The organism is Streptomyces hazeniae, from assembly GCF_031845485.1.
GTDB classification, from domain to species: domain Bacteria; phylum Actinomycetota; class Actinomycetes; order Streptomycetales; family Streptomycetaceae; genus Streptomyces; species Streptomyces hazeniae.
In genome coordinates this window covers 99,074-117,727 of record NZ_JAVREQ010000003.1, presented here as the reverse complement: position 1 = coordinate 117,727, position 18,654 = coordinate 99,074, and the positions used below count along the sequence as shown (strand labels likewise).

Genomic DNA, 18,654 nt, shown 5'->3' with positions numbered 1-18,654 from the left:
CGCTCCTTCCTGGTACCGGTTCGGCGGGGCTCAGCCCGGGGGGAGGTTGGGCATGGTGTCGGACACCGGGTCGTGCTTCCTCCACTGCACTCCGGTGGAGCGCCGGGAGTCGGCGGTGCCGTCCGGGTGGTGGCCCGGCTGGCTCTCGTAGGGGCCTGCGTTTCCCTCGTGGATGCCGGGCACGTGGGAGGTGGCGTCCGGCTTGGTGTCGGGCCTTCCGACGCGTATGCGACCCATGACGGTCTCCTTTCGCTGCGTCCGTCAGTCGTCCTCGGTGAGTTCCGTGAAGAAGCGCTCGACCTCGGGCCAGACCCGGCCGCCGCCGGACAGGCCCCGCCACTCCTGCCGCACCAGGGCGACCAGGCGGAAGCAGTCGTCGAGCGGGACGATCCAGTGGTGCTGCTGCCCGCGCACGGTGTTGACGAGCAGCGCCTGCACGCCGGGCTCCAGCGCGGCGAGTTCCGGGTGCTCCTCGCCCAGCCGTCGCCACGCCGCGGCGTCGACCTCCGCCTGTGCCGGACCTGCCGGGCCGGGGAAGTGCGCCTCCACGCCGCCGTCGGCGTCCGGTACGAAGAACGCCAGCCCGACGGGCACGCCCAGGGACTCGGTGGACAGGGGAGCCAGCCGCCTGCGCCGCCGCGGCACCAGCCGGAAGTGCCCGTTGCTCGCCGCCTGCTGCTCGAAGAGCAGAGTGCAGGGCACGCAGACGCACAGCATCTCCCCGCGCGCGGTGTCCAGCATGTGCCGGTGGGTGGCGGCGACCGGGGCGCGGCACATGTCGCAGTGCTCGGCGGCGCGCGCCGCGCGCCGGGCCCCGGCGCCGCGCACGACCCGCGCGAGCGCGCCCGTGCTCATGTCCGCTCCCCGGCGGTCACCGACGGCGGGCGGGCGACGGTCAGCGTATCGAGGGGCACGAATGCCTGGTCGGAGCCGCCCCCGGCCGGTGCCCGCCGCACCTCGGTCAGCTCGGGCGCCACGCCCAGCACGGCCTCGCGCACCGCGTCCTCCAGCGTCGCCGCCGACGTCCCGCACCCCTTCGCCTGCAGGCGCACGGTCGCCACGGTGCCGTCGATGCCGACGAGTTCGACGTCCCCGCCGTGCTCCTGCACGCCGGGCCGTACGCGCTCCACGGCGGCGGCCACCCGCGCCTCCACGGGCTCGGGGTGGAGTTCGTGGAGCACCATCAGGTGGGCGAGCAGCTCGTCCGCGCCCATCCGCGCGCGCAGTTCCTCTCCGGCCAGGTCCAGGACGCGCGCCAGCGCCTCGCCGTAGATCTCGGCGAGCGTCTGCACGGCCGCGACGGCCGCCTCGGTCGTGGGGCCGGCGACGCCCTCGACGCGCCCGAGGAGGTCGTCGGCGCGGGCCAGGCGCTCGCCGACGGCCGCGTCGTCGAGTCGGCCGGTCGGCACGGCGGGCGGCACGGGGGGCGGCGCGCCCGTCGTACCGGCCGGGGGCGCGGTCCCGGAAGCGGCGCCACCGCCGCAGCAGGCGTCACCCATGGCCGGCCGTCCCGAAGTTCGGCGAGTGCACCTTCTTCAGCTCGTTGCCCTTGCCGAGGTACATGTGCACCCCGCACGGCAGGCACGGGTCGAAGCTGCGCACCGTGCGCATGATGTCGACGCCCTTGAAGTTCTCCGGGCCGTTCTCCTCGAAGATGGGCTGGCCCTGCACCGCGTCCTCGTACGGGCCGGGGGTGCCGTAGCTGTCGCGCGGGCTGCCGTTCCACGGCGTCGGCGGGTACGGGTGGTAGTTCGCGATCTTCTTGTCCTTGATGACCAGGTGGTGGGAGAGGACGCCGCGCACCGCCTCGTGGAAGCCGCAGCCGATGGCCTCGTCCGGCACCTCGAAGTCGGTGAAGACGCGGGTCTCGCCCGCACGCACCAGCTGCAGGGCCTCCTCGACGAACTGCATCGCCATCGCCGCCGCGTAGGCGACGAAGTAGGACCGGGCCCGGCCGCGCTCCAGGGTGTTGCTCCACTGCGGGACCTTCCACTCCAGCGTCATCTCCGGCAGCGCGGCGCTCTTCGGCAGCGAGATCTGGACGCTCCGCCCGGTGGACTTCACGTAGCGGGCGTCCACCAGACCGGCCAGCGCGGTGGACCAGAGGCGGGCGATGGGGCCGCCGCCGGTGTCGAGCGCCAGGTGGTCGCCGGACTGCTGGTCGTACCAGCGCGGGCTCATCACCCAGCTGTAGTTGCCGCCGAAGTCCCGCTTCTGCGGCATCGGGACGGTCGTCTGGTTCCACGGGTGGCGCATGTCGACCGGGTTGCCCAGCGGGTCGTGGGTGACGAACGGCTGCTCGTTCGTCCAGTCCTCGTAGAAGGAGCTGCCCAGCAGGATGCGCATGCCGAGGTTGATGTCGACGAGGTCGTTCGTGCGCAGCTCTCCGTCGACGACGATGCCCGGGGTGACGTACATCGCCTTGCCCCACTCGTTCATCGACGCGTAGCGGTAGTCGCACACCCGGTGGTCCTGCCAGGCGCCCCAGCAGCCGAGCAGGATGCGGCGGCGGCCGACCTCCTCGTAGCCGGGCAGTGCCTCGTAGAAGAAGTCGAAGACGTCGTCGCACAGCGCCACGGACTTCTTCACGAAGTCCAGGACGCCGACCAGCCGGGTCAGGTAGTCGGTGAAGACGGTGGGCTCCGGCATCGTGCCGACGCCGCCCGGGTAGAGCGTCGACGGGTGCACGTGCCGCCCCTCCATGAGGCAGAACATCTCGCGCGTGACGCGGCTGACCTTCAGCGCCTCCTTGTAGACCGACCCCTCGAACGGGTTGAACGCGCGCATGATGTCGGCGATCGTCCGCATGCCGTGGATCTCGGCCTTGGGGGCGGGGGTGCGCTCGGCCTGGTCCAGGACGCCGGGGTTGGTCTGCTTGACCATCGCCTCGCAGTAGTCGGCGAAGAGCAGGTTGTCCTGGTAGATGGTGTGGTCGAAGATGTACTCGGCCGCCTCGCCGAGGTTGGTGATCAGTTCCGCCATCGGCGGCGGCTTGATGCCGTACGCCATCTGCTGCGCGTAGTTGGAGCAGGTGGTGTGGTTGTCGCCGCAGATGCCGCAGATGCGGCTGGTGATGAAGCCGGCGTCGCGTGGGTCCTTGCCCTTCATGAACACCGAGTAGCCGCGGAACAGCGACGAGGTGCTGTGGCACTCGGCGACCTCGCGGTTGGCGAAGTCGATCTTGGTGTAGATGCCGAGGTTCCCGACGATCCGGGTGATCGGGTCCCACGCCATGTCCACCATCTGCGAGGGCTGGCGCTCTCCGGTCCCGGCCCGGGATTCGGTTGCCGTCATGTCAGTTCCCATCTCGTTCGTCTGCGTCGCTGTGTGCGGAGGTGCGGGGAGGTGCGGGGAGGTGAAGGCCGGTCGTCGCCGGTCCGCACCCGGGTCGGGCCGGCGGTTCAGGCGCGCCAGTGCGGGTCGTAGCCGGTGGTCACCGCGTCCTCGTTGTGCCGCCACTTCGGTTCCTGGTTGACCACGGCGTTGGTGATGCCGCGCATCCGCCGGATGAAGGCGCCGTAGGGCCGGATGAGGACCGACGACAGGCCGCCGCCCGGAGGGGTGTCCATGAACGGCATGAACGCGTCCGGGAAGCCCGGCATGGTGCAGCCGATGCAGATGCCGCCGACGTTGGGGCAGCCGCCGATGCCGTTCATCCAGCCGCGCTTGGGCACGTTGCAGTTGACGACGGGGCCCCAGCAGCCGACCTTGACCTGGCACTTGGGCGAGTTGTAGTCCTTCGCGAAGTCGGCCTGCTCGTAGTAGGCGGCCCGGTCGCAGCCCTCGTGCACCGTCCTGCCGAACAGCCACTGCGGGCGCAGCATCTCGTCCAGCGGGGGCGGCGGCGCCGCGCCGGTCGCGTGGTAGAGGACCCAGGTCAGGGTCTCCATGAAGTTCTCCGGCTGGATCGGGCAGCCCGGCACGTTGACGATGGGCAGCCCGCCCGCGGAGCGGTAGTCCCAGCCCAGGTAGTCGGCGAGGCCCATGGCGCCGGTGGGGTTGCCCGCCATGGCGTGGATGCCGCCGTACGTGGCGCAGGTGCCCGCCGCCACGACCGCCCAGGCGTGCGGGCCCAGGTGGTCCAGCCACCAGTTGAGGGGGAGGGGCTCGCCGGTCGTCTCGTCGTTGCCGAACGAGGTCCAGTAGCCGTCGCCCTCGATGATGTTCTGGTTCGGGATCGACCCCTCGATGACCAGGATGAACGGGTTGGCGGCCTCGCCGCGGGCCGCGGCCCGGAAGGGGGCGAGGTACTCCTCGCCGCCCATCGTCGGCGACAGCACCTTGTTGTGCAGGTTCACCTTGGGCAGCCCCGGGATGAGCCCCATCACGACGTCCTCGATGGACGGCTGGCCGGACGCGGTCATCGACACGGTGTCGCCGTCGCAGCTCAGGCCCTCGGAGATCCACAGGATGTCGACCTCGTCGAAGCCCTTGCGCCCGGCCCCGCGGGACGCCTGCCCGTCGGTCTGGGTGGTGCCGCTGTCTATGGTCATGTGGTCGGCCTCCTTGGCAGCCGTGCGCGGGGTCGGTCGGTGGCGGTCACCGGGCCCGCCGGGTCAGTGGTCGGTGAGGTCGCAGGGGTCGGGGGAGGGGCGCAGCGAGCGGATCGTGCCGTGCAGCCGGGCGAAGACCTCCGGAGGCATGGCGTCCACCCGGTCGAGGATCTCGGCGGCGCGCCGGTCGGTCGCCCGGGCCTCGCGCTTCTCCTCGTCGGTGAGCAGCAGTGTGCGAAGCGAGAGGATCTCGTCGATCTCCGCCGCGTCGTGCAGGTCGCCGGGGCTCTCCGGGGCGACCTGCGGGTGGTCGGAGAGGATGATCGGCGAGGACAGCACCAGGTCGTGGCTGCCCGGCTCGCCCGCGAGCACGGGGAAGGTGTGCTCGTTGCGGCAGCCGCGGGCGTACGGCTCGGCCCAGGCGGGCGGGTCGGCGAGCGACGCGAAGGCGAGGCCGTGGCCGCCGACGAGCGTGTGGGTGGCGATCAGCGCGTGGCGCAGCGCCTCCTCGCGGGGGGTGTCCGGGCCGACGGAGGTGTCGGTGTTCTCGGTGCGGATGCGCAGGCGGAAGGCGGGGCGGCCGGTGTCGAGAGGTTCGGCGGACACGGTGGCCGTCGCCGCGACGGGCCGCCTGCGGCGGACCAGCCTGCCGCTCCCGCCGGGCAGCTCCTCGGTCTCCTCGCCGCCGGGGGAGCGCACCGGGAAGCCGCGTCCTCGTCCGCCGTCGGCGAGCAGTTCCGCCAGCGGGACGGTCAGGTCGGTCTCGTGGGGCACCGCCTCGTCGAAGGGGAGGTACACCTCGCCGCCGGCCTCCAGTTGGTCCACCGGAGTGAACGTGCCGTCCGGCTCGCGCCGCTCGACCTGCCGCTGCTGCAACTGCAGGTGGCGCACGCGGACGTGCACCACGGCGTCGTCGGCGGCCTCGCACAGGCACTCGGTCTGCTGCCGCCAGGACTCCGCGGAGCCGGCCAGCACCGGGGTGACGGGGCCGTCGGCCTCGATCCACCGGCGCGGCGCGAGCAGCCCGAACTGCCAGCGGACCCGGTTCTTGCCGGAGGAGCGGCGGTAGGGGTAGAGGAGGTAGCCCTCGTAGAGGACGGCGTCGGCGACCGCGCTCGCCCGGTCGAAGCGCGGGCCGGGGTCCGCGACCGGCGTCGCGGGTGCCGTGCCGTCCGTGTCGTTCCGCATCGGGGCTCCGTTCCCTCTCCTGGGGGCTGACGGCGGCAGCGCGTCGGCACCCGGCGAACCTGCGGGACAACGTTCGCACGGTTCGGGGTGTTATGCGTGTTTTGTCGCTTTCGGGGCGCCCACTCGGGGACGTGGCGGGGTGTGGCGGCACCCGTCCGGCGGCGCGGCCCGCCCCCTGGATGCCTGGCGTCATGCGTGGCGCGGCATGGCATCGTTCTGGCGCCGGATGGCGCCACTTTGCGCCGCCGAGCAGTGTGCTGTTGTCTCTGGTGTCATCGTGGCGCCACTGAATCTGCGACCGTTCTCGCAGATCAGGGCGTGGGTGTGGGCGTCTCTCGCGGGATGGATGCCGTAAGGGCTTGCATGTGGCGCCATTGTGGTGTCACTATGGCGTCATGGATCTCACCCCGTATGTCGACACACTCCGCCGTGAACTCGCGGTGGCCGCCGAAGCCGGCGGGGAGGAAGCCCGTGAGCTGGCCGACCGGCTCACCGCCCCGCTGGAGTCGGCGACCCGGCTGGCCATGCTCAACGTGCTCTCCGCCGCGATGGACGAGATCACCCGCGAGCTCGCCCCGGGGTCGGTGGACGTGCGGCTGCGCGGGCTCGATCCCGACTTCGTCGTCACGCCGCCGCCCGGCGGTCCTGATGCCGCGGAAGCGGTGGCCCGGCCCGTCGAGACGCTCAAGGCGCCCGCTCCCGCCGACGGCGACGACGGTGCCACCGCACGCGTCAACCTGCGTCTTCCGGCCCACCTCAAGGCACGCGCCGAGGAGGCCGCGAGCGGCGAGGGGCTGTCGGTCAACGCGTGGCTGGTGCGAGCCGTCTCGGCAGCGGTCGACGGCGGCGCGCACCCGCGCCCCGCCGGAAGGACCCCCACTGTCGCCCAGAGCTTCACGGGCTGGGTGCGCTAGCCGCGCCCACGCCCGCCCGCCTTCCACCCACACCACGTCCCACCTGCAGGGACGCTCCAAGGACTCATGAGGACGGTACCGCCATGCCTGATTTCGACACTCCCGAGCCGATTACGGCCACCCTCCACGTGGGGGCCGGCTCCCTCCGCGTCGCCGCGGCCGACCGCGCCGACACGCACGTCGAGGTGCGCCCCCGCGACCCGAAGCGGAACAGGGACGTACGGGCCGCCGAGCAGACCGAGGTCGGGTACGCGAACGGCGTCCTGACCGTCAGGACGAAGGAACGCCGCATGGTGGGCCCCAGCGGTGCCGTCGACGTCGCGGTCGAACTGCCCGCGGGCTCCCGCGTCGACGTGACCGGCTCCTGGACCCAGGTGTTCGGCGAGGGCCGGCTCGGCGAGGTCCACGTGAAGATCTCGTCGGGCGACACCCGCCTCGGCACGACCGGCCCGCTCCGGCTGGTCACCTCCCACGGCTCGGTGCACGTCGACCGGGTCGAGGGGAGCGCCGACATCGCCACCAGCTTCGGCGGGGTGCGCGTCGGCACCGTCGACGGCCCCGCCGTGCTGAAGAACTCGCACGGCGCCACGAGCGTCGGTGCCGCGCTCGGCGACCTGCGGGTGCGTGGCGCACACGGCAACGTCGACGTCGCACGTGCCGAGGGTTCCGTGGCCGCGACGGTCGCCCACGGCACGCTGCGTGTCGCCGAAGTCGCCCGCGGCACCGTCTCGATGGAGAACTCGTACGGCGCCATCGAGGTGGGCGTCCGCGCCGGTACCGCCGCCTGGCTCGACGTGAGCTCCGAGCGCGGCCAGGTGCGCAACGCGCTCGCCGACTCCGGACCCCCGGAGGAGGTCGAGGACACCGTCAAGATCCTCGCCAGGACCCGCTGGGGCACGATCGACGTGCGCCGCGCCGGAGCCTGAGCGCCCGTCCCCGGGTGCCCGGCCCGGGGCCCTTCCCGGGCCGGGCCCGAGCGCCGGCCCTGCCTGCCGGGCACCCCGGGCCCCGCATCCCCTTCACCACACCCTTCACCTCTGTCTTCGACCAGGAGGACTCCATGCCTTCATCTGTCATGCCCACGTCCAGGCGAGCGGGCGAGGCGGCGCCGCCCGCCGCCGTGTCCGCCGTCGGTCTGCGCAAGTCGTACGGCGACAAGACCGTGCTCGACGGCATCGACCTGCACATCCCGGCCGGAACCGTGTTCGCCCTGCTCGGGCCCAACGGCGCCGGCAAGACCACGACCGTGCAGATCCTCTCCACCCTCATCGGCGCCGACGGCGGCCGGGCGCAGGTCGCCGGCCACGACATCGCCGCCTCGCCGGACGGGGTCCGTGCCGCCATCGGCGTCACCGGGCAGTTCGCCGCGCTCGACGACCTGCTCACCGCCGAGGAGAACCTGCTCCTGATGGCCGACCTGCTGCGCCTCGGCAGGCGCGACGGCCGGTCCCGGGCGCGGGCGCTGCTGGAGCGGTTCGGGATCGCGGACGTCGGCCACAAGCGGGCCGCGACCTTCTCCGGCGGTATGCGGCGGCGGCTCGACATCGCCATGACGCTCGTCGGCGACCCGCAGGTGATCTTCCTGGACGAGCCGACGACCGGGCTCGACCCGCGCAGCCGCCGCACCATGTGGGAGACGGTGCGCTCGCTGGTCGAGGGCGGCACCACCGTCTTCCTCACCACGCAGTACCTGGAGGAGGCCGACCAGCTCGCCGACCGGATCGCCGTGCTCGACGGCGGCCGGATCATCGCCGAGGGCACCGCCGAAGCCCTCAAGGCGCAGATCCCCGGCAGCCACGTCCGCCTGACCTTCACCGGCCTCGCCGCCTACGAGAGCGCGGCCGCGGCCTTCCCCGAGGCGTCACGCGACGACGACAACCTCGCCCTGCGCGTGGCGGGTGACGGCGGCCTCGACGCGCTGCGCGCGCTGCTCGACCGCCTCGACGCCGCAGGTGCGCGGGCGGCCGGCTTCTCCGTGCACACCCCCGACCTCGACGACGTCTTCCTCGCCCTGACCGGCGACGGCACCGCCGGTGCCGGCGTCCGCACCCCGCTTCCCGTCAAGGAGACCCTGCGATGAGCACCCTCACCCACGCCGTCCACGACTCGACGACGATGCTGCGGCGCAACCTCAAGCACGCCATCCGCTATCCGGCAGTGGGCTTCGGCAGCGCCCTGACGCCGATCCTGATGCTGCTGCTGTTCGTGTACGCCTTCGGCGACTCGATCGGTGCCGGCATGGGCGGCGGCCGGGCCGCCTACCTGGAGTACCTGACCCCCGGCATCATCATCATGGGTGTGGCCGCCGGTGCGATGTCCACCTCGATCGCGGTCTGCTCCGACATGACCGAGGGCATCATCAACCGCTTCCGCACCATGGCGATCACCCGCTCGTCGTTCATGACGGGCCACGTCGTGGGCAGCGTGCTCCAGACGATGGTGTGCCTCGTCCTGGTCGTGGCCGTCGCCTTCGCGCTCGGCTTCCGGTCGGACGCGAGTGCGCTGGAGTGGCTGGCCGCGGCCGGCCTCCTCGCGGCCGTCGCCTTCGCGGTGACCTGGCTGTCGGCGGCGCTCGGCCTGATCTCCAAGACGGTGGAGTCCGCGAGCAACAAGCCGCTGCTGGTCCAGTTCCTGCCGTTCCTGGGCTCGGCCTTCGTCCCGGCCGACTCGATGTCGCCGGGCCTGCGCTGGTTCGCCGAGCACCAGCCCTTCACGCCGATGACCGAGACGCTGCGCGGCCTGCTCTCCGGATCGCAGATCGGCTCCGCCGGCTGGATCTCGCTGGCCTGGTGCGCGGGCATCGCCCTGGTCGGCTACGTCTGGTCGCGTTCGCTGTTCAACAGCACCACCACGCGCTGACCGAGGGGGTGGCGGGCTCGGGAGGGCCGCCACCCCCCTCGTCACGCGAGGTCGCCCCGGAGGAGGCCGCTGCCCTCCGGCGCGTCGGCCGGGTCGTGGCCCGTGAGGGCCACCTTGTTGTCCCCGTCCACGAACACCACGTTCGGCTTGAGACCGCGGGCCTCCTCGTCGGACACCTGGGCGTACGAGATGATGATCACCAGGTCGCCGGGGCTGATCAGCCGGGCCGCGGCACCGTTGATGCCGATCACGCCCGAATCCCGCGGGCCCTCGATCACGTAGGTCGACAGGCGCGCGCCGTTGTCGACGTCGACGATGTCCACCTTCTCGCCCGGCAGCAGGTCGGCCGCCTCCATCAGATCGGAGCTGATGGTCAGCGAGCCGACGTAGTGCAGGTCGGCCTGGGTCACGGTGGCCCGGTGGATCTTCGACTTCATCATGGTGCGGTACATGGGAGGGTCCTCACGTCCTGTGCCGGTCGGCGGCGCGCACGAAGCGCCCGTCGAGCCTAGTGCAGACGGATGACCCGTCCGCGTTCCGGTGCAGGTGAGAAGCGTCTCCCGGCGCGGCTCCCGGCAGCCGGCGAGCGGAGGGGGGCGGGCCCTTTCGGGGTTCGGCGGCGCACGCGGTATCTTGATGTCGAGAAATGTTGCAGACGTGGAGCGGAGAGCACCCGGTGACTGACTCGACCATCATCTACACGCACACCGACGAGGCCCCGGCCCTGGCGACGTACTCGTTCCTGCCCGTGATCGAGGCCTACGCCTCGACCGCCGGGGTGCGGGTGGAGACCCGGGACATCTCGCTCGCGGGGCGCATCATCGCGCAGTTCCCCGAGTACCTCGAGCCGGGTCAGCGCATCGACGACGCGCTCGCCGAACTGGGGGCGCTGGCCAGGACGCCGCAGGCCAACATCATCAAGCTGCCCAACATCTCGGCGTCGATCCCGCAGCTCAAGGCCGCGGTCGCGGAGCTGCAGGAGCAGGGCTACGCGCTGCCCGCCTACCCGGACGACCCGAAGACCGACGAGGAGCGCGACATCCGCGCCCGCTACGACAAGGTCAAGGGCAGCGCCGTCAACCCCGTCCTGCGCGAGGGCAACTCCGACCGCCGCGCCCCCGCTTCGGTCAAGAACTACGCGAAGGCCAACCCGCACCGCATGGGCGCCTGGAGCGCGGACTCGAAGACCAACGTCGCCCACATGACCGGCGACGACTTCCGCTCCACGGAGAAGTCCGCCGTCGTCGAGCGGGACGGTGCGCTGCGCATCGAGCTGCACGGCGACGACGGTGCGACCACCGTCCTCCGCGAGTCGGTGCCGGTCCTGGCCGGCGAGGTCGTGGACGCCTCCGTGATGCGCGTGGCCGTGCTCCGCGAGTTCCTCGCCCAGCAGGTCGCCCGCGCCAAGGCGGAGGGCGTGCTGTTCTCCGTGCACCTCAAGGCCACCATGATGAAGGTCTCCGACCCGATCATCTTCGGCCACGTCGTCCGCGCCTTCTTCCCGAAGACGTTCGCGGAGTACGGCGAGACCTTCGCCACGGCCGGCCTCACCCCGAACGACGGCCTCGGCGGCATCTTCAAGGGCCTGGAGTCGCTGCCCGAGGGCGACAAGATCAAGGCGTCGTTCGAGGCCGAGCTGGCCGAGGGCCCCGACCTGGCCATGGTCGACTCGCACCGCGGCATCACCAACCTGCACGTGCCGAGCGACGTCATCATCGACGCCTCCATGCCGGCCATGATCCGTACCTCCGGCCACATGTGGAACGCCGACGACCAGGAGCAGGACGCCCTCGCGGTCATCCCGGACAGCAGCTACGCCGGCATCTACCAGGTCGTCATCGACGACTGCCGCGCCCACGGCGCCTTCGACCCCTCGACGATGGGCACGGTGCCCAACGTCGGACTGATGGCGCAGAAGGCCGAGGAGTACGGCAGCCACGACAAGACCTTCGAGATCCCCTCGACCGGCACCGTGCGCGTGGTGGACGGGAACGGCGAGGCGGTCCTGGAGCAGACCGTCAGCGCCGGCGACATCTTCCGCATGTGCCAGACCAAGGACGAGCCGATCCGCGACTGGGTCAAGCTCGCCGTCACCCGCGCCCGCGCCACCGGCGACCCCGCCGTGTTCTGGCTCGACGAGAACCGCGAGCACGACGCCCGCCTCATCGAGAAGGTCCGCGCCTACCTGCCGGAGCACGACACCGACGGCCTGCGCATCGAGATCATGGCGCCGGCCGACGCCATGGCGTTCTCCCTGGAGCGTATCCGCCGCGGCGAGAACACCATCTCCGTCACCGGCAACGTGCTCCGCGACTACCTGACCGACCTCTTCCCCATCCTGGAGCTGGGCACCAGCGCCAAGATGCTGTCGGTGGTGCCGCTCATCAACGGCGGCGGCCTCTTCGAGACCGGCGCCGGCGGCTCCGCGCCGAAGCACGTGCAGCAGCTGGTCAAGGAGAACTACCTGCGCTGGGACAGCCTGGGCGAGTTCCTCGCCCTCGCCGTCAGCTTCGAGCACCTCGCGAAGACCACCGGCAACGCCCGTGCGCAGATCCTGGCCGACACCCTGGACCGGGCCACCGGCACCTTCCTCCAGGAGAACAAGTCGCCCAGCCGTCGCCTCGGCGGCATCGACAACCGCGGCAGCCACTTCTACCTCGCCCTCTACTGGGCCCAGGAGCTGGCGCGGCAGACCGACGACGCCGCGCTCGCGCAGGCGTTCGCCGACCTCGCCGCGACGCTGACCGCGCAGGAGCAGGCCATCGTGGACGAACTGGTCGCGGTCCAGGGCTCGCCCGCCGACATCGGCGGCTACTACCAGCCCCAGGTCGCCAAGGCCGACGCCGTGATGCGTCCGTCGAAGACCCTCAACCAGGCCCTCTCGGCGCTTTCCTGACGCCCTCCCGGGGGCGCTCGCACGGCGTCCTTCCGACAGGCCCGGCGGTTTCCACCGCCGGGCCTGGCCCGTTCCCGCACCCTCGCGGGTCGTACATCCGGACGTGCTCCGTACGTGTGCGCGGGCGTGTGCGTCTACCACGAACGTCCGGGCCGCGAAGGCGCTTTCGCAGCGAAGTCCTTCGTTGTGGGGACACCTCTGCCACTCCTCCCGCCACCCACCCCTCCACGTGACTAGCGTCCGGTACGGCCGATGCGCGCAGGTCGGCCGTCCTGCCCCGCACTCACGACCGAGGGACCGCGGAATGTCAGTGCCCGTCACGCCCCGCCCGCGCCGGAACAGTGCGAAACAGCGCATGTCACCGGCCGCGCCACTCCTCCTCCTGGTGGTGGCCGCCGTCGTGGGAGGGGCGGTGACACTGGCCGCTCCCGGACCCGCGACGGGCTGGGTGCTGGCAGTCGTGGTGTGCGCCTGGCTGGGCCTCGCGGCGGCCACCGCGGCAGCCGTGACGCTGGTACGCCAGGCGCGCAGCGCGGCCGAGGCCGCCCGGCGCGAGGCCCGCGCCGCCGCCCGGCAGGCCGCCCAGCACGCCGCCGAGGCCGGACATCTGCTCCAGGTCACCGTTCCCGCCGTGCTGGACCGGCTCACCGAGGGCGGCCGCGCCGACGAAACCCTGGCCGCGACCCCGCAGCCGTCGGACCCGCAACTGCGCCGGCTGCTGCACACGTTCGTCTCCGAGGTGGGCGCCGCCGAGGAGCGCGCCCTCTCCGCCACCGCCGCCGCGACCACCGCACGCGTGCGCCTCGAGCAGGCGGGCGGCGAGCTGGACCGCCTCACCGCCACCGTGCTCCCCACCGCTCTGGCCGGCCTGCGCAACGGCGCGTCCGCCGACACCGTGCTGGCCGGTCTCGAACGTCCCCAGGACGCCCGGCTGCGGGCCCTGCTGGAGTCGCTGGTACGGGAGTTCGCCCGGAGCGAGCGGCGCGCGGCGGCCGCCCAGGGCGCCAGCGCCAAAGCGCTCAGCCGGGTGCAGGCCAAAGCGGTCGGCATGCTCGCCGACCTGCGCGAGATGCAGGACCGGTACGGCGAGGACGTCTTCGGCGACCTGCTCCGGCTCGACCACAACACCTCGCAGCTCGGTCTGATGACCGACCGGCTCGCCCTCCTGATGGGCGGCCGCACCAGCCGCTCGTGGAACAAGCCCATCGGCATGGAGAGCATCCTGCGCGGTGCGATGGGGCGCATCGCGGCCTACCAGCGCGTGCGGCTGCACTGCTCCAGCACGGCGGCCATCGCCGGGTTCGCCGCCGAGGCGGTGATGCACCTGCTCGCCGAACTGATGGACAACGCCGCCAACTTCTCACCGCCCATCGACGAGGTGCACGTCTACGTCGAGGAGCGCAGCGCGGGCATCGTCGTCACCATCGAGGACAGCGGCCTGAAGATGGCCGACGCGGCGATGCGTCGCGCCGAGGAGGCGGTGTCGGGCCGGTGCAACGACCTGGCGCTGCTCCAGGGCACCCGGCTGGGCCTCGCCGTGGTGGGCCGGGTCGCCGCCAAGTACCACATGACCGTCAACTTCCGGCCCTCCTCGCGCGGCGGCACCGGCGTCGTGGTGCTGTTCCCGCCGCAGCTGCTCGCCCAGCGACGCACCGCGCTGCCCGAGCACTTCGGCTCCCACCTCGCCCAGCACACCCCGCCGCACGGCACTCCGGCCGCGCCCGCCGACGCCGTGAGCACGCCGGGCACCCACCACACGCCGGACCCCCTCGGGACGGACGACCCGGCACCCCGCACCCCCGAGACGCCCCCGGAGCGCAGCGTGCCCGACCCGGTCCGTCCCGCGCCGCTGCCCGCCCAGGCGACCGGCGGCGACGCCGAGTCCACCCCCGGCGGCCTGCCCGTCCGGTCCCCCGGACGCACCATGGCCACGGCCGACCGGGAGCACTCCGAGCACCTGATGCGGCGCCGGGCCGCGTCCCCGGCACCGTCCACCGGCGGCACGCCGCGCCACGCCCGTGACGCGGGAACCGGCTTCGGCGCCTTCCACCGCGCACGCCGGGGCCAGACGGACGCCTCCCCGACGCCGCCGGAGTAGCCCCGGCACGCACGCAGCCGACCCGGGGCCGTGTCCGCGGCGCGACGCGGCCCCTCCCCTGCCCGAGACACGACGAAGAAGGAGGCACGGGCTGGTGACCGGCTCCCTGGGCCTGTCCGCCCCCCACCCCACCATGCCGACCACTGACAACAGCCTCACCTGGCTCCTGGAGAACCTGCTCGAACGGACCCCCGGCACGCGCAACGCGCTGGTGCTCTCCCGGGACGGTCTCAAGCTCTGCTGGAGCCGTCACCTCGCCCTCGACCAGGCCGACCAGCTGGCCGCCATCTGCTCGGGCATCCAGGCGCTCGCCCAGGGGGCGTCGGTGGAGTTCGGCAACGGCACCGGCGGCGTACGGCACTCGATGACCGAGTTCCACGGCGGCCTGCTGTTCATCGTGGAGGCGGGCGACGGCGCCCATCTCGCCGTCCTCGCCGACGACGGCGCGGACCCCGGCGTCGTAGGGCACCAGATGAGCGAGATGGTCGAGCAGATCGGCGAGCACCTGCGCGCCGAGCCCCGGATGCTCTCCCCGGAGGGCACCCGCTCGTGAGGCAACCCGTCGACACCGGCGAACCGGACCGGCTCTACACCCTGACGCAGGGGCGCTGCCGCGCGGACGACGACACCTTCGACCTGGTGACCCTGATCGTCAGCGAATGCGAGCCGACCCCGGGCATGCAGTCCGAGCACGTGCGCATCCTCGGTCTGTGCCGCCGGCCCATCGCGGTCGTCGAGATCGCGGCCGAGCTGAAGCTCCCGGTGACCGTCGTCCGCATCCTCCTCGGGGACCTGCTGGCGACCAGCAGGATCACCGCCCGCCGCCCGCCCGTCACCCGGGCCGTCGCCTCCCAGCCCGACTCCGCACTCCTGATGGAGGTGCTCAATGGACTCCGCAACCTCTGAACTGGGCGCCGAACTCACCCCCTCGGACGCCGTCCCGGACGCGGCGGACCCCGGCGGCGGCCCCGCCCTCCCCGCGGCCCGTTCGGACCGCACGCCGCTGGCGCACGGCGCCGAGACCGGCCTCAAGATCGTCGTCGTGGGCGGCTTCGGAGTGGGGAAGACCACGCTGGTGCGCGCGGTCAGCGAGATCCGCCCGCTCAACACCGAGGAACTGATGACGCAGGCCGGCGTCGGCGTCGACGAGACCACCGGGGTGGCGGGGAAGACCACCACCACCGTCGCCTTCGACTTCGGGCGCATCACGCTCAACGAGCGGATGGTGCTCTACCTCTTCGGCGCCCCCGGGCAGGAACGGTTCTGGTTCCTGTGGGACCGCCTGTTCGCCGGCACCCTCGGTGCCGTGGTGCTGGTCGACACCCGCCGGATGAGCGAGTCCTGGTATGCCATCGACCGGCTGGAACACCACCGCACGCCGTTCGTCGTGGCGGTCAACCGCTTCGACGACGACACCTCCGCGTTCTCCCTCGCCGAGATCCGGCAGGCCCTCGCCCTCCCCGACCACGTGCTGCTGGTCGACTGCGACGCGCGCGTGCGGTCCTCCGGCAAACACGTCCTGATCACCCTCGTCAACCACCTGTACGACATGGCCCTGGCACGGGAGACGACCTCATGACCGACCTGACCGGTGCCGACGCCGAGACCGACGGCCTCGGCGCCGACCCGTCCGCCGCCCACCACCGCACCCTCACCGCCACCGCCGGCGGGAACAGCGACGCCGTGCCGCCGCCCGGCTGTCCCGCGCACGGCACGGCGGTGCGCCTGAGCGGCCTGGAGTACCAGCAGACGCCGTCCGAGCTGTACCGCAGCCTGCGGCGGGAACACGGCCCGATCGCCCCGGTCCTCCTGGACGGCGACATCCCGGCGTGGCTGGTCCTCGGCTATCCCGAGGTCAGCTACGTCACCCAGCACGACGAGCTGTTCGCCCGCGACTCGCGCCGCTGGAACCAGTGGGAGAACATCCCGCCGGACTGGCCGCTCATGCCGTACGTCGGCTACCAGCCGTCCGTGCTCTTCGCCGAGGGCGCCGAGCACCAGCGGCGGGCCGGGGTCATCACCCAGGCGCTGGAGGCGATCGACCAGTTCGAACTCGGCCACGACTGCCGGGTCATCGCCGACCGGCTGATCGACGGCTTCTCCGGCAGCGGTGTCGCCGAGCTGATGAACTCCTACGCCCACCAGGTGCCGATGCGCGCCGCCGTCCAGATGTGCGGCATGCCCGCGGGCGCCGCCGACACCGAGGAACTCGTCACCGACCTGCGGATCTCGCTCGACGCCGCCGAGGGGGACGACCCCGTCGCCGCCTACGGACGCGTGGGCGAGCGCATCGCGCAGCTCGTCGCCGACAAGCGGCGCAACCCCGGGCCGGACGTCACCTCGCGGATGCTGCTGCACCCGGCGGGCCTGACCGACGTGGAGATCGTGCAGGACCTGATCTCCGTCATCGCCGCCGCGCAGCAGCCCACCGCGAACTGGATCTGCAACACCCTGCGGCTGCTCCTCACCGACAACCGGTTCGCGGTGAACGTGTCCGGCGGACGCGTCAGCGTCGGGCAGGCGCTCAACGAGGTGCTGTGGCTGGACACCCCCACCCAGAACTTCATCGGGCGCTGGGCCGTACGCGACACGCAGCTCGGCGGGCGTCTGATCCGGGCCGGCGACTGCCTCGTGCTGGGCCTGGCCGCGGCCAACACGGACCCGCAGATCTGGCCGGAGGCGCACGTCGGCGCGGAGAACTCGGCACACCTGTCCTTCAGCAACGGCGAGCACCGCTGCCCCTACCCCGCCCCGCTGCTGGCGGACGTCATCGCCCGCACCGCCGTGGAGACGCTGCTGGAGCGGATGCCCGACGTGGTGCTGGACGCGGAGCCGTCCGAACTGACCTGGCGGCCGTCCATCTGGATGCGCGGGCTCACCGCGCTGCCCGTGCGCTTCACCCCGGCGGCCCAGTGACGGCCGGGGCCGCCGTGCGGGCCGCCGGGGGAGCGTGTGACCTCAGGTGGCGACGGGCGTGAACGTCACCGGCAACGACTTGGGGCCGCGTGTGAACACCCCCTGCTCCACGGGGTCGAAGCCGTCCGCGAGGCGCACGTCCGGCATGGCGTCGAGGAGCTGGCCGACTCCGGTCTCCACCTCGGCCTTCGCGAGCAGCGCGCCGACGCAGAAGTGCCGGCCCAGGGCGAACGCCAGGTGGTCGGCGGCGGCGGAGAACGCGTTGCCGGTGGACAGGTCGTCGCGGTGGATGTCGAAGCGGTCCGGGTCGCGGTACCGCTGCTCGTCGCGGTTGGCGGCGCCGATCAGGCACGTGACGGTCGCCCCGGCGGGTATCGTGCCGCCGCTGAGCGTCACCTCCGTCGCGGACTGACGCATGATCATGTGCACCGGCGGCGTGTAGCGCAGCGTCTCCGCGAACGCCTTCGGGATCAGGCTTCTGTCCGCACGGACCGCGGCCAATTGCTCCGGGTGCGTCAGCAGGTTGGCGAAGATGCCGGCGATCGCCTTGTCCGTCGTCTCGCCGCCGGCCGCCAGCAGCAGGCTGCAGAACGCCTTGATGTCCTCGTCGCTCATGCGCACCCCGTCCACCTCGGCGACGCACAGCTTGGACAGCAGGTCGTCGCCCGGGTTCCCGCGCCGCTCGCGGATGATCGGGAACATGTACTCGGCGAACTCGACGCGGGTCCGCTCGCCCCGCGCGGCGACCTCCGGGTCCCCGGACAGGTTGCCCAGGAAGTCGATGACCGCGGTGTACCAGCGGTGGAACCGGTCGTGGTCGGCCTTGTCCAGGCCGAGCATGTCCGCGATCACGTTGACCGGGAAGCGGGTGGCGTACGCGTCGACGAGGTCCACCGCGCCGCGGTCGCGGAAGCCGTCGACCAGTTCCCGGGAGTTCCGCTCGATGACGGGGAGGAAGTGCTCCTCCAGGTCCCGTCCGCGGAAGGCCGGCGCGACCAGGGCCCGGCGTACGGCGTGCTCACGGCCGCTGAGCTGGAGGATCGTACGGCCGTGCACCGGCTCGACCTGCCAGTTGTAGTTGTCCGTCGTGAACGCGGCCTCGCGGTCCTTGAAGACCCGCTCGACGTCCTGGTAGCGGGAGACGAGGTAGCTCTGCGTCGGCTCGTGCCAGATGAGGGGAGCGCTCTCCCGCATCACCCGGTAGGCGGAGTAGGGGTCCGCCGCGAACTGCGGCGAGAGAATGTCGGGCACCTGCTGAACGGTCGCCATGTCGCCCCCTCGTGTGAACGA

18 protein-coding genes are annotated in these 18,654 nt (G+C 72.3%); 10 read left to right on the top strand and 8 right to left on the bottom strand.

Going from position 1 to position 18,654, the window contains the following annotated elements; genetic code table 11:
- Nucleotides 1–30 precede the first annotated feature (30 nt).
- The 6 genes from RM572_RS05710 to RM572_RS05685 all read right to left on the bottom strand — a co-directional run bounded on the left by RM572_RS05710 (nucleotide 31) and on the right by RM572_RS05685 (nucleotide 5,681).
- On the bottom strand, nucleotides 31–237 hold the full coding sequence (locus RM572_RS05710; RefSeq protein WP_311672181.1) for a hypothetical protein: 207 nt from the start codon (nucleotides 235–237) through the stop codon (nucleotides 31–33).
- A gap of 24 nt (nucleotides 238–261) precedes the next feature.
- Nucleotides 262–855, bottom strand: coding sequence for a DUF5947 family protein (locus RM572_RS05705; protein WP_311672180.1), 594 nt, complete (start codon nucleotides 853–855; stop codon nucleotides 262–264).
- Nucleotides 852–1,499, bottom strand: coding sequence for a NifU family protein (locus RM572_RS05700; RefSeq protein WP_311672179.1), 648 nt, complete (start codon nucleotides 1,497–1,499; stop codon nucleotides 852–854). Before RM572_RS05700 ends, RM572_RS05705 begins: the two co-directional genes overlap by 4 nt.
- Nucleotides 1,492–3,294: a nickel-dependent hydrogenase large subunit gene (locus tag RM572_RS05695; protein ID WP_311672178.1), complete on the bottom strand. Its 1,803-nt coding sequence runs from the start codon at nucleotides 3,292–3,294 to the stop codon at nucleotides 1,492–1,494. The genes RM572_RS05700 and RM572_RS05695 overlap by 8 nt, the downstream gene beginning before the upstream one ends.
- A gap of 107 nt (nucleotides 3,295–3,401) precedes the next feature.
- Complete coding sequence (locus RM572_RS05690) at nucleotides 3,402–4,493, bottom strand: NADH-quinone oxidoreductase subunit B family protein (protein ID WP_311672177.1); 1,092 nt, start codon at nucleotides 4,491–4,493, stop codon at nucleotides 3,402–3,404.
- A gap of 63 nt (nucleotides 4,494–4,556) precedes the next feature.
- Nucleotides 4,557–5,681 carry a hypothetical protein gene (locus RM572_RS05685; protein ID WP_394813530.1) on the bottom strand — a complete coding sequence of 375 codons (1,125 nt, stop codon included), beginning with the start codon at nucleotides 5,679–5,681 and terminating at the stop codon, nucleotides 4,557–4,559.
- Between the two features lie 395 nt (nucleotides 5,682–6,076).
- Here RM572_RS05685 and RM572_RS05680 point away from each other — a divergent pair, with 395 nt between their 5' ends.
- The 4 genes from RM572_RS05680 (at nucleotide 6,077) to RM572_RS05665 (ending at nucleotide 9,454) form a co-directional block, all read left to right on the top strand.
- Nucleotides 6,077–6,595 carry a hypothetical protein gene (locus tag RM572_RS05680; protein WP_311672176.1) on the top strand — a complete coding sequence of 173 codons (519 nt, stop codon included), beginning with the start codon at nucleotides 6,077–6,079 and terminating at the stop codon, nucleotides 6,593–6,595.
- Between the two features lie 83 nt (nucleotides 6,596–6,678).
- Nucleotides 6,679–7,521, top strand: a complete 843-nt coding sequence (locus RM572_RS05675) for a DUF4097 family beta strand repeat-containing protein (protein ID WP_311672175.1) — start codon at nucleotides 6,679–6,681, stop codon at nucleotides 7,519–7,521.
- Between the two features lie 149 nt (nucleotides 7,522–7,670).
- Complete coding sequence (locus RM572_RS05670; protein WP_311672303.1) at nucleotides 7,671–8,675, top strand: ATP-binding cassette domain-containing protein; 1,005 nt, start codon at nucleotides 7,671–7,673, stop codon at nucleotides 8,673–8,675.
- Entirely contained in the window at nucleotides 8,672–9,454 is a 783-nt protein-coding gene (locus tag RM572_RS05665) for an ABC transporter permease (protein ID WP_311672174.1), read from the top strand. The genes RM572_RS05670 and RM572_RS05665 overlap by 4 nt, the downstream gene beginning before the upstream one ends.
- A gap of 41 nt (nucleotides 9,455–9,495) precedes the next feature.
- Here RM572_RS05665 and panD read toward each other — a convergent pair whose 3' ends face one another.
- Nucleotides 9,496–9,906: an aspartate 1-decarboxylase gene (gene panD / locus RM572_RS05660; protein ID WP_311672173.1), complete on the bottom strand. Its 411-nt coding sequence runs from the start codon at nucleotides 9,904–9,906 to the stop codon at nucleotides 9,496–9,498.
- 224 nt (nucleotides 9,907–10,130) lie between these two features.
- Between panD and RM572_RS05655 the strand changes: the two genes are divergently transcribed.
- The 6 genes from RM572_RS05655 (at nucleotide 10,131) to RM572_RS05630 (ending at nucleotide 17,364) form a co-directional block, all read left to right on the top strand.
- A complete protein-coding gene (locus tag RM572_RS05655; RefSeq protein ID WP_311672172.1) occupies nucleotides 10,131–12,350 on the top strand; it encodes an NADP-dependent isocitrate dehydrogenase in 2,220 nt (739 codons plus the stop codon).
- 304 nt (nucleotides 12,351–12,654) lie between these two features.
- Entirely contained in the window at nucleotides 12,655–14,448 is a 1,794-nt protein-coding gene (locus RM572_RS05650; RefSeq protein ID WP_311672171.1) for an ATP-binding protein, read from the top strand.
- A gap of 133 nt (nucleotides 14,449–14,581) precedes the next feature.
- Nucleotides 14,582–15,001: a roadblock/LC7 domain-containing protein gene (locus RM572_RS05645; RefSeq protein WP_027763222.1), complete on the top strand. Its 420-nt coding sequence runs from the start codon at nucleotides 14,582–14,584 to the stop codon at nucleotides 14,999–15,001.
- Entirely contained in the window at nucleotides 14,998–15,354 is a 357-nt protein-coding gene (locus RM572_RS05640) for a DUF742 domain-containing protein (protein WP_027763223.1), read from the top strand. Before RM572_RS05645 ends, RM572_RS05640 begins: the two co-directional genes overlap by 4 nt.
- Nucleotides 15,335–16,027 carry a GTP-binding protein gene (locus RM572_RS05635; protein ID WP_311672170.1) on the top strand — a complete coding sequence of 231 codons (693 nt, stop codon included), beginning with the start codon at nucleotides 15,335–15,337 and terminating at the stop codon, nucleotides 16,025–16,027. The genes RM572_RS05640 and RM572_RS05635 overlap by 20 nt, the downstream gene beginning before the upstream one ends.
- Nucleotides 16,024–17,364 carry a cytochrome P450 gene (locus RM572_RS05630; protein WP_311672169.1) on the top strand — a complete coding sequence of 447 codons (1,341 nt, stop codon included), beginning with the start codon at nucleotides 16,024–16,026 and terminating at the stop codon, nucleotides 17,362–17,364. Before RM572_RS05635 ends, RM572_RS05630 begins: the two co-directional genes overlap by 4 nt.
- Nucleotides 17,365–17,406: 42 nt before the next feature.
- Here the strand turns inward: RM572_RS05630 and RM572_RS05625 are convergent, their stop codons facing one another.
- Nucleotides 17,407–18,633, bottom strand: a complete 1,227-nt coding sequence (locus RM572_RS05625) for a cytochrome P450 (RefSeq protein WP_311672168.1) — start codon at nucleotides 18,631–18,633, stop codon at nucleotides 17,407–17,409.
- Between the last annotated feature and the right edge of the window lie 21 nt (nucleotides 18,634–18,654).

Excerpts from the sequence above, each read along its gene's own strand:
- RM572_RS05710 (WP_311672181.1), bottom strand. The coding sequence starts at position 237 with ATGGGTCGCATACGCGTCGGAAGGCCCGACACCAAGCCGGACGCCACC.
- RM572_RS05705 (WP_311672180.1), bottom strand. The coding sequence starts at position 855 with ATGAGCACGGGCGCGCTCGCGCGGGTCGTGCGCGGCGCCGGGGCCCGG.
- RM572_RS05700 (WP_311672179.1), bottom strand. The coding sequence starts at position 1,499 with ATGGGTGACGCCTGCTGCGGCGGTGGCGCCGCTTCCGGGACCGCGCCC.
- RM572_RS05695 (WP_311672178.1), bottom strand. The coding sequence starts at position 3,294 with ATGACGGCAACCGAATCCCGGGCCGGGACCGGAGAGCGCCAGCCCTCG.
- RM572_RS05690 (WP_311672177.1), bottom strand. The coding sequence starts at position 4,493 with ATGACCATAGACAGCGGCACCACCCAGACCGACGGGCAGGCGTCCCGC.
- RM572_RS05685 (WP_394813530.1), bottom strand. The coding sequence starts at position 5,681 with ATGCGGAACGACACGGACGGCACGGCACCCGCGACGCCGGTCGCGGAC.
- RM572_RS05680 (WP_311672176.1), top strand. The coding sequence starts at position 6,077 with ATGGATCTCACCCCGTATGTCGACACACTCCGCCGTGAACTCGCGGTG.
- RM572_RS05675 (WP_311672175.1), top strand. The coding sequence starts at position 6,679 with ATGCCTGATTTCGACACTCCCGAGCCGATTACGGCCACCCTCCACGTG.
- RM572_RS05670 (WP_311672303.1), top strand. The coding sequence starts at position 7,671 with ATGCCCACGTCCAGGCGAGCGGGCGAGGCGGCGCCGCCCGCCGCCGTG.
- RM572_RS05665 (WP_311672174.1), top strand. The coding sequence starts at position 8,672 with ATGAGCACCCTCACCCACGCCGTCCACGACTCGACGACGATGCTGCGG.
- panD (WP_311672173.1), bottom strand. The coding sequence starts at position 9,906 with ATGTACCGCACCATGATGAAGTCGAAGATCCACCGGGCCACCGTGACC.
- RM572_RS05650 (WP_311672171.1), top strand. The coding sequence starts at position 12,655 with ATGTCAGTGCCCGTCACGCCCCGCCCGCGCCGGAACAGTGCGAAACAG.
- RM572_RS05645 (WP_027763222.1), top strand. The coding sequence starts at position 14,582 with ATGCCGACCACTGACAACAGCCTCACCTGGCTCCTGGAGAACCTGCTC.
- RM572_RS05635 (WP_311672170.1), top strand. The coding sequence starts at position 15,335 with ATGGACTCCGCAACCTCTGAACTGGGCGCCGAACTCACCCCCTCGGAC.
- RM572_RS05630 (WP_311672169.1), top strand. The coding sequence starts at position 16,024 with ATGACCGACCTGACCGGTGCCGACGCCGAGACCGACGGCCTCGGCGCC.
- RM572_RS05625 (WP_311672168.1), bottom strand. The coding sequence starts at position 18,633 with ATGGCGACCGTTCAGCAGGTGCCCGACATTCTCTCGCCGCAGTTCGCG.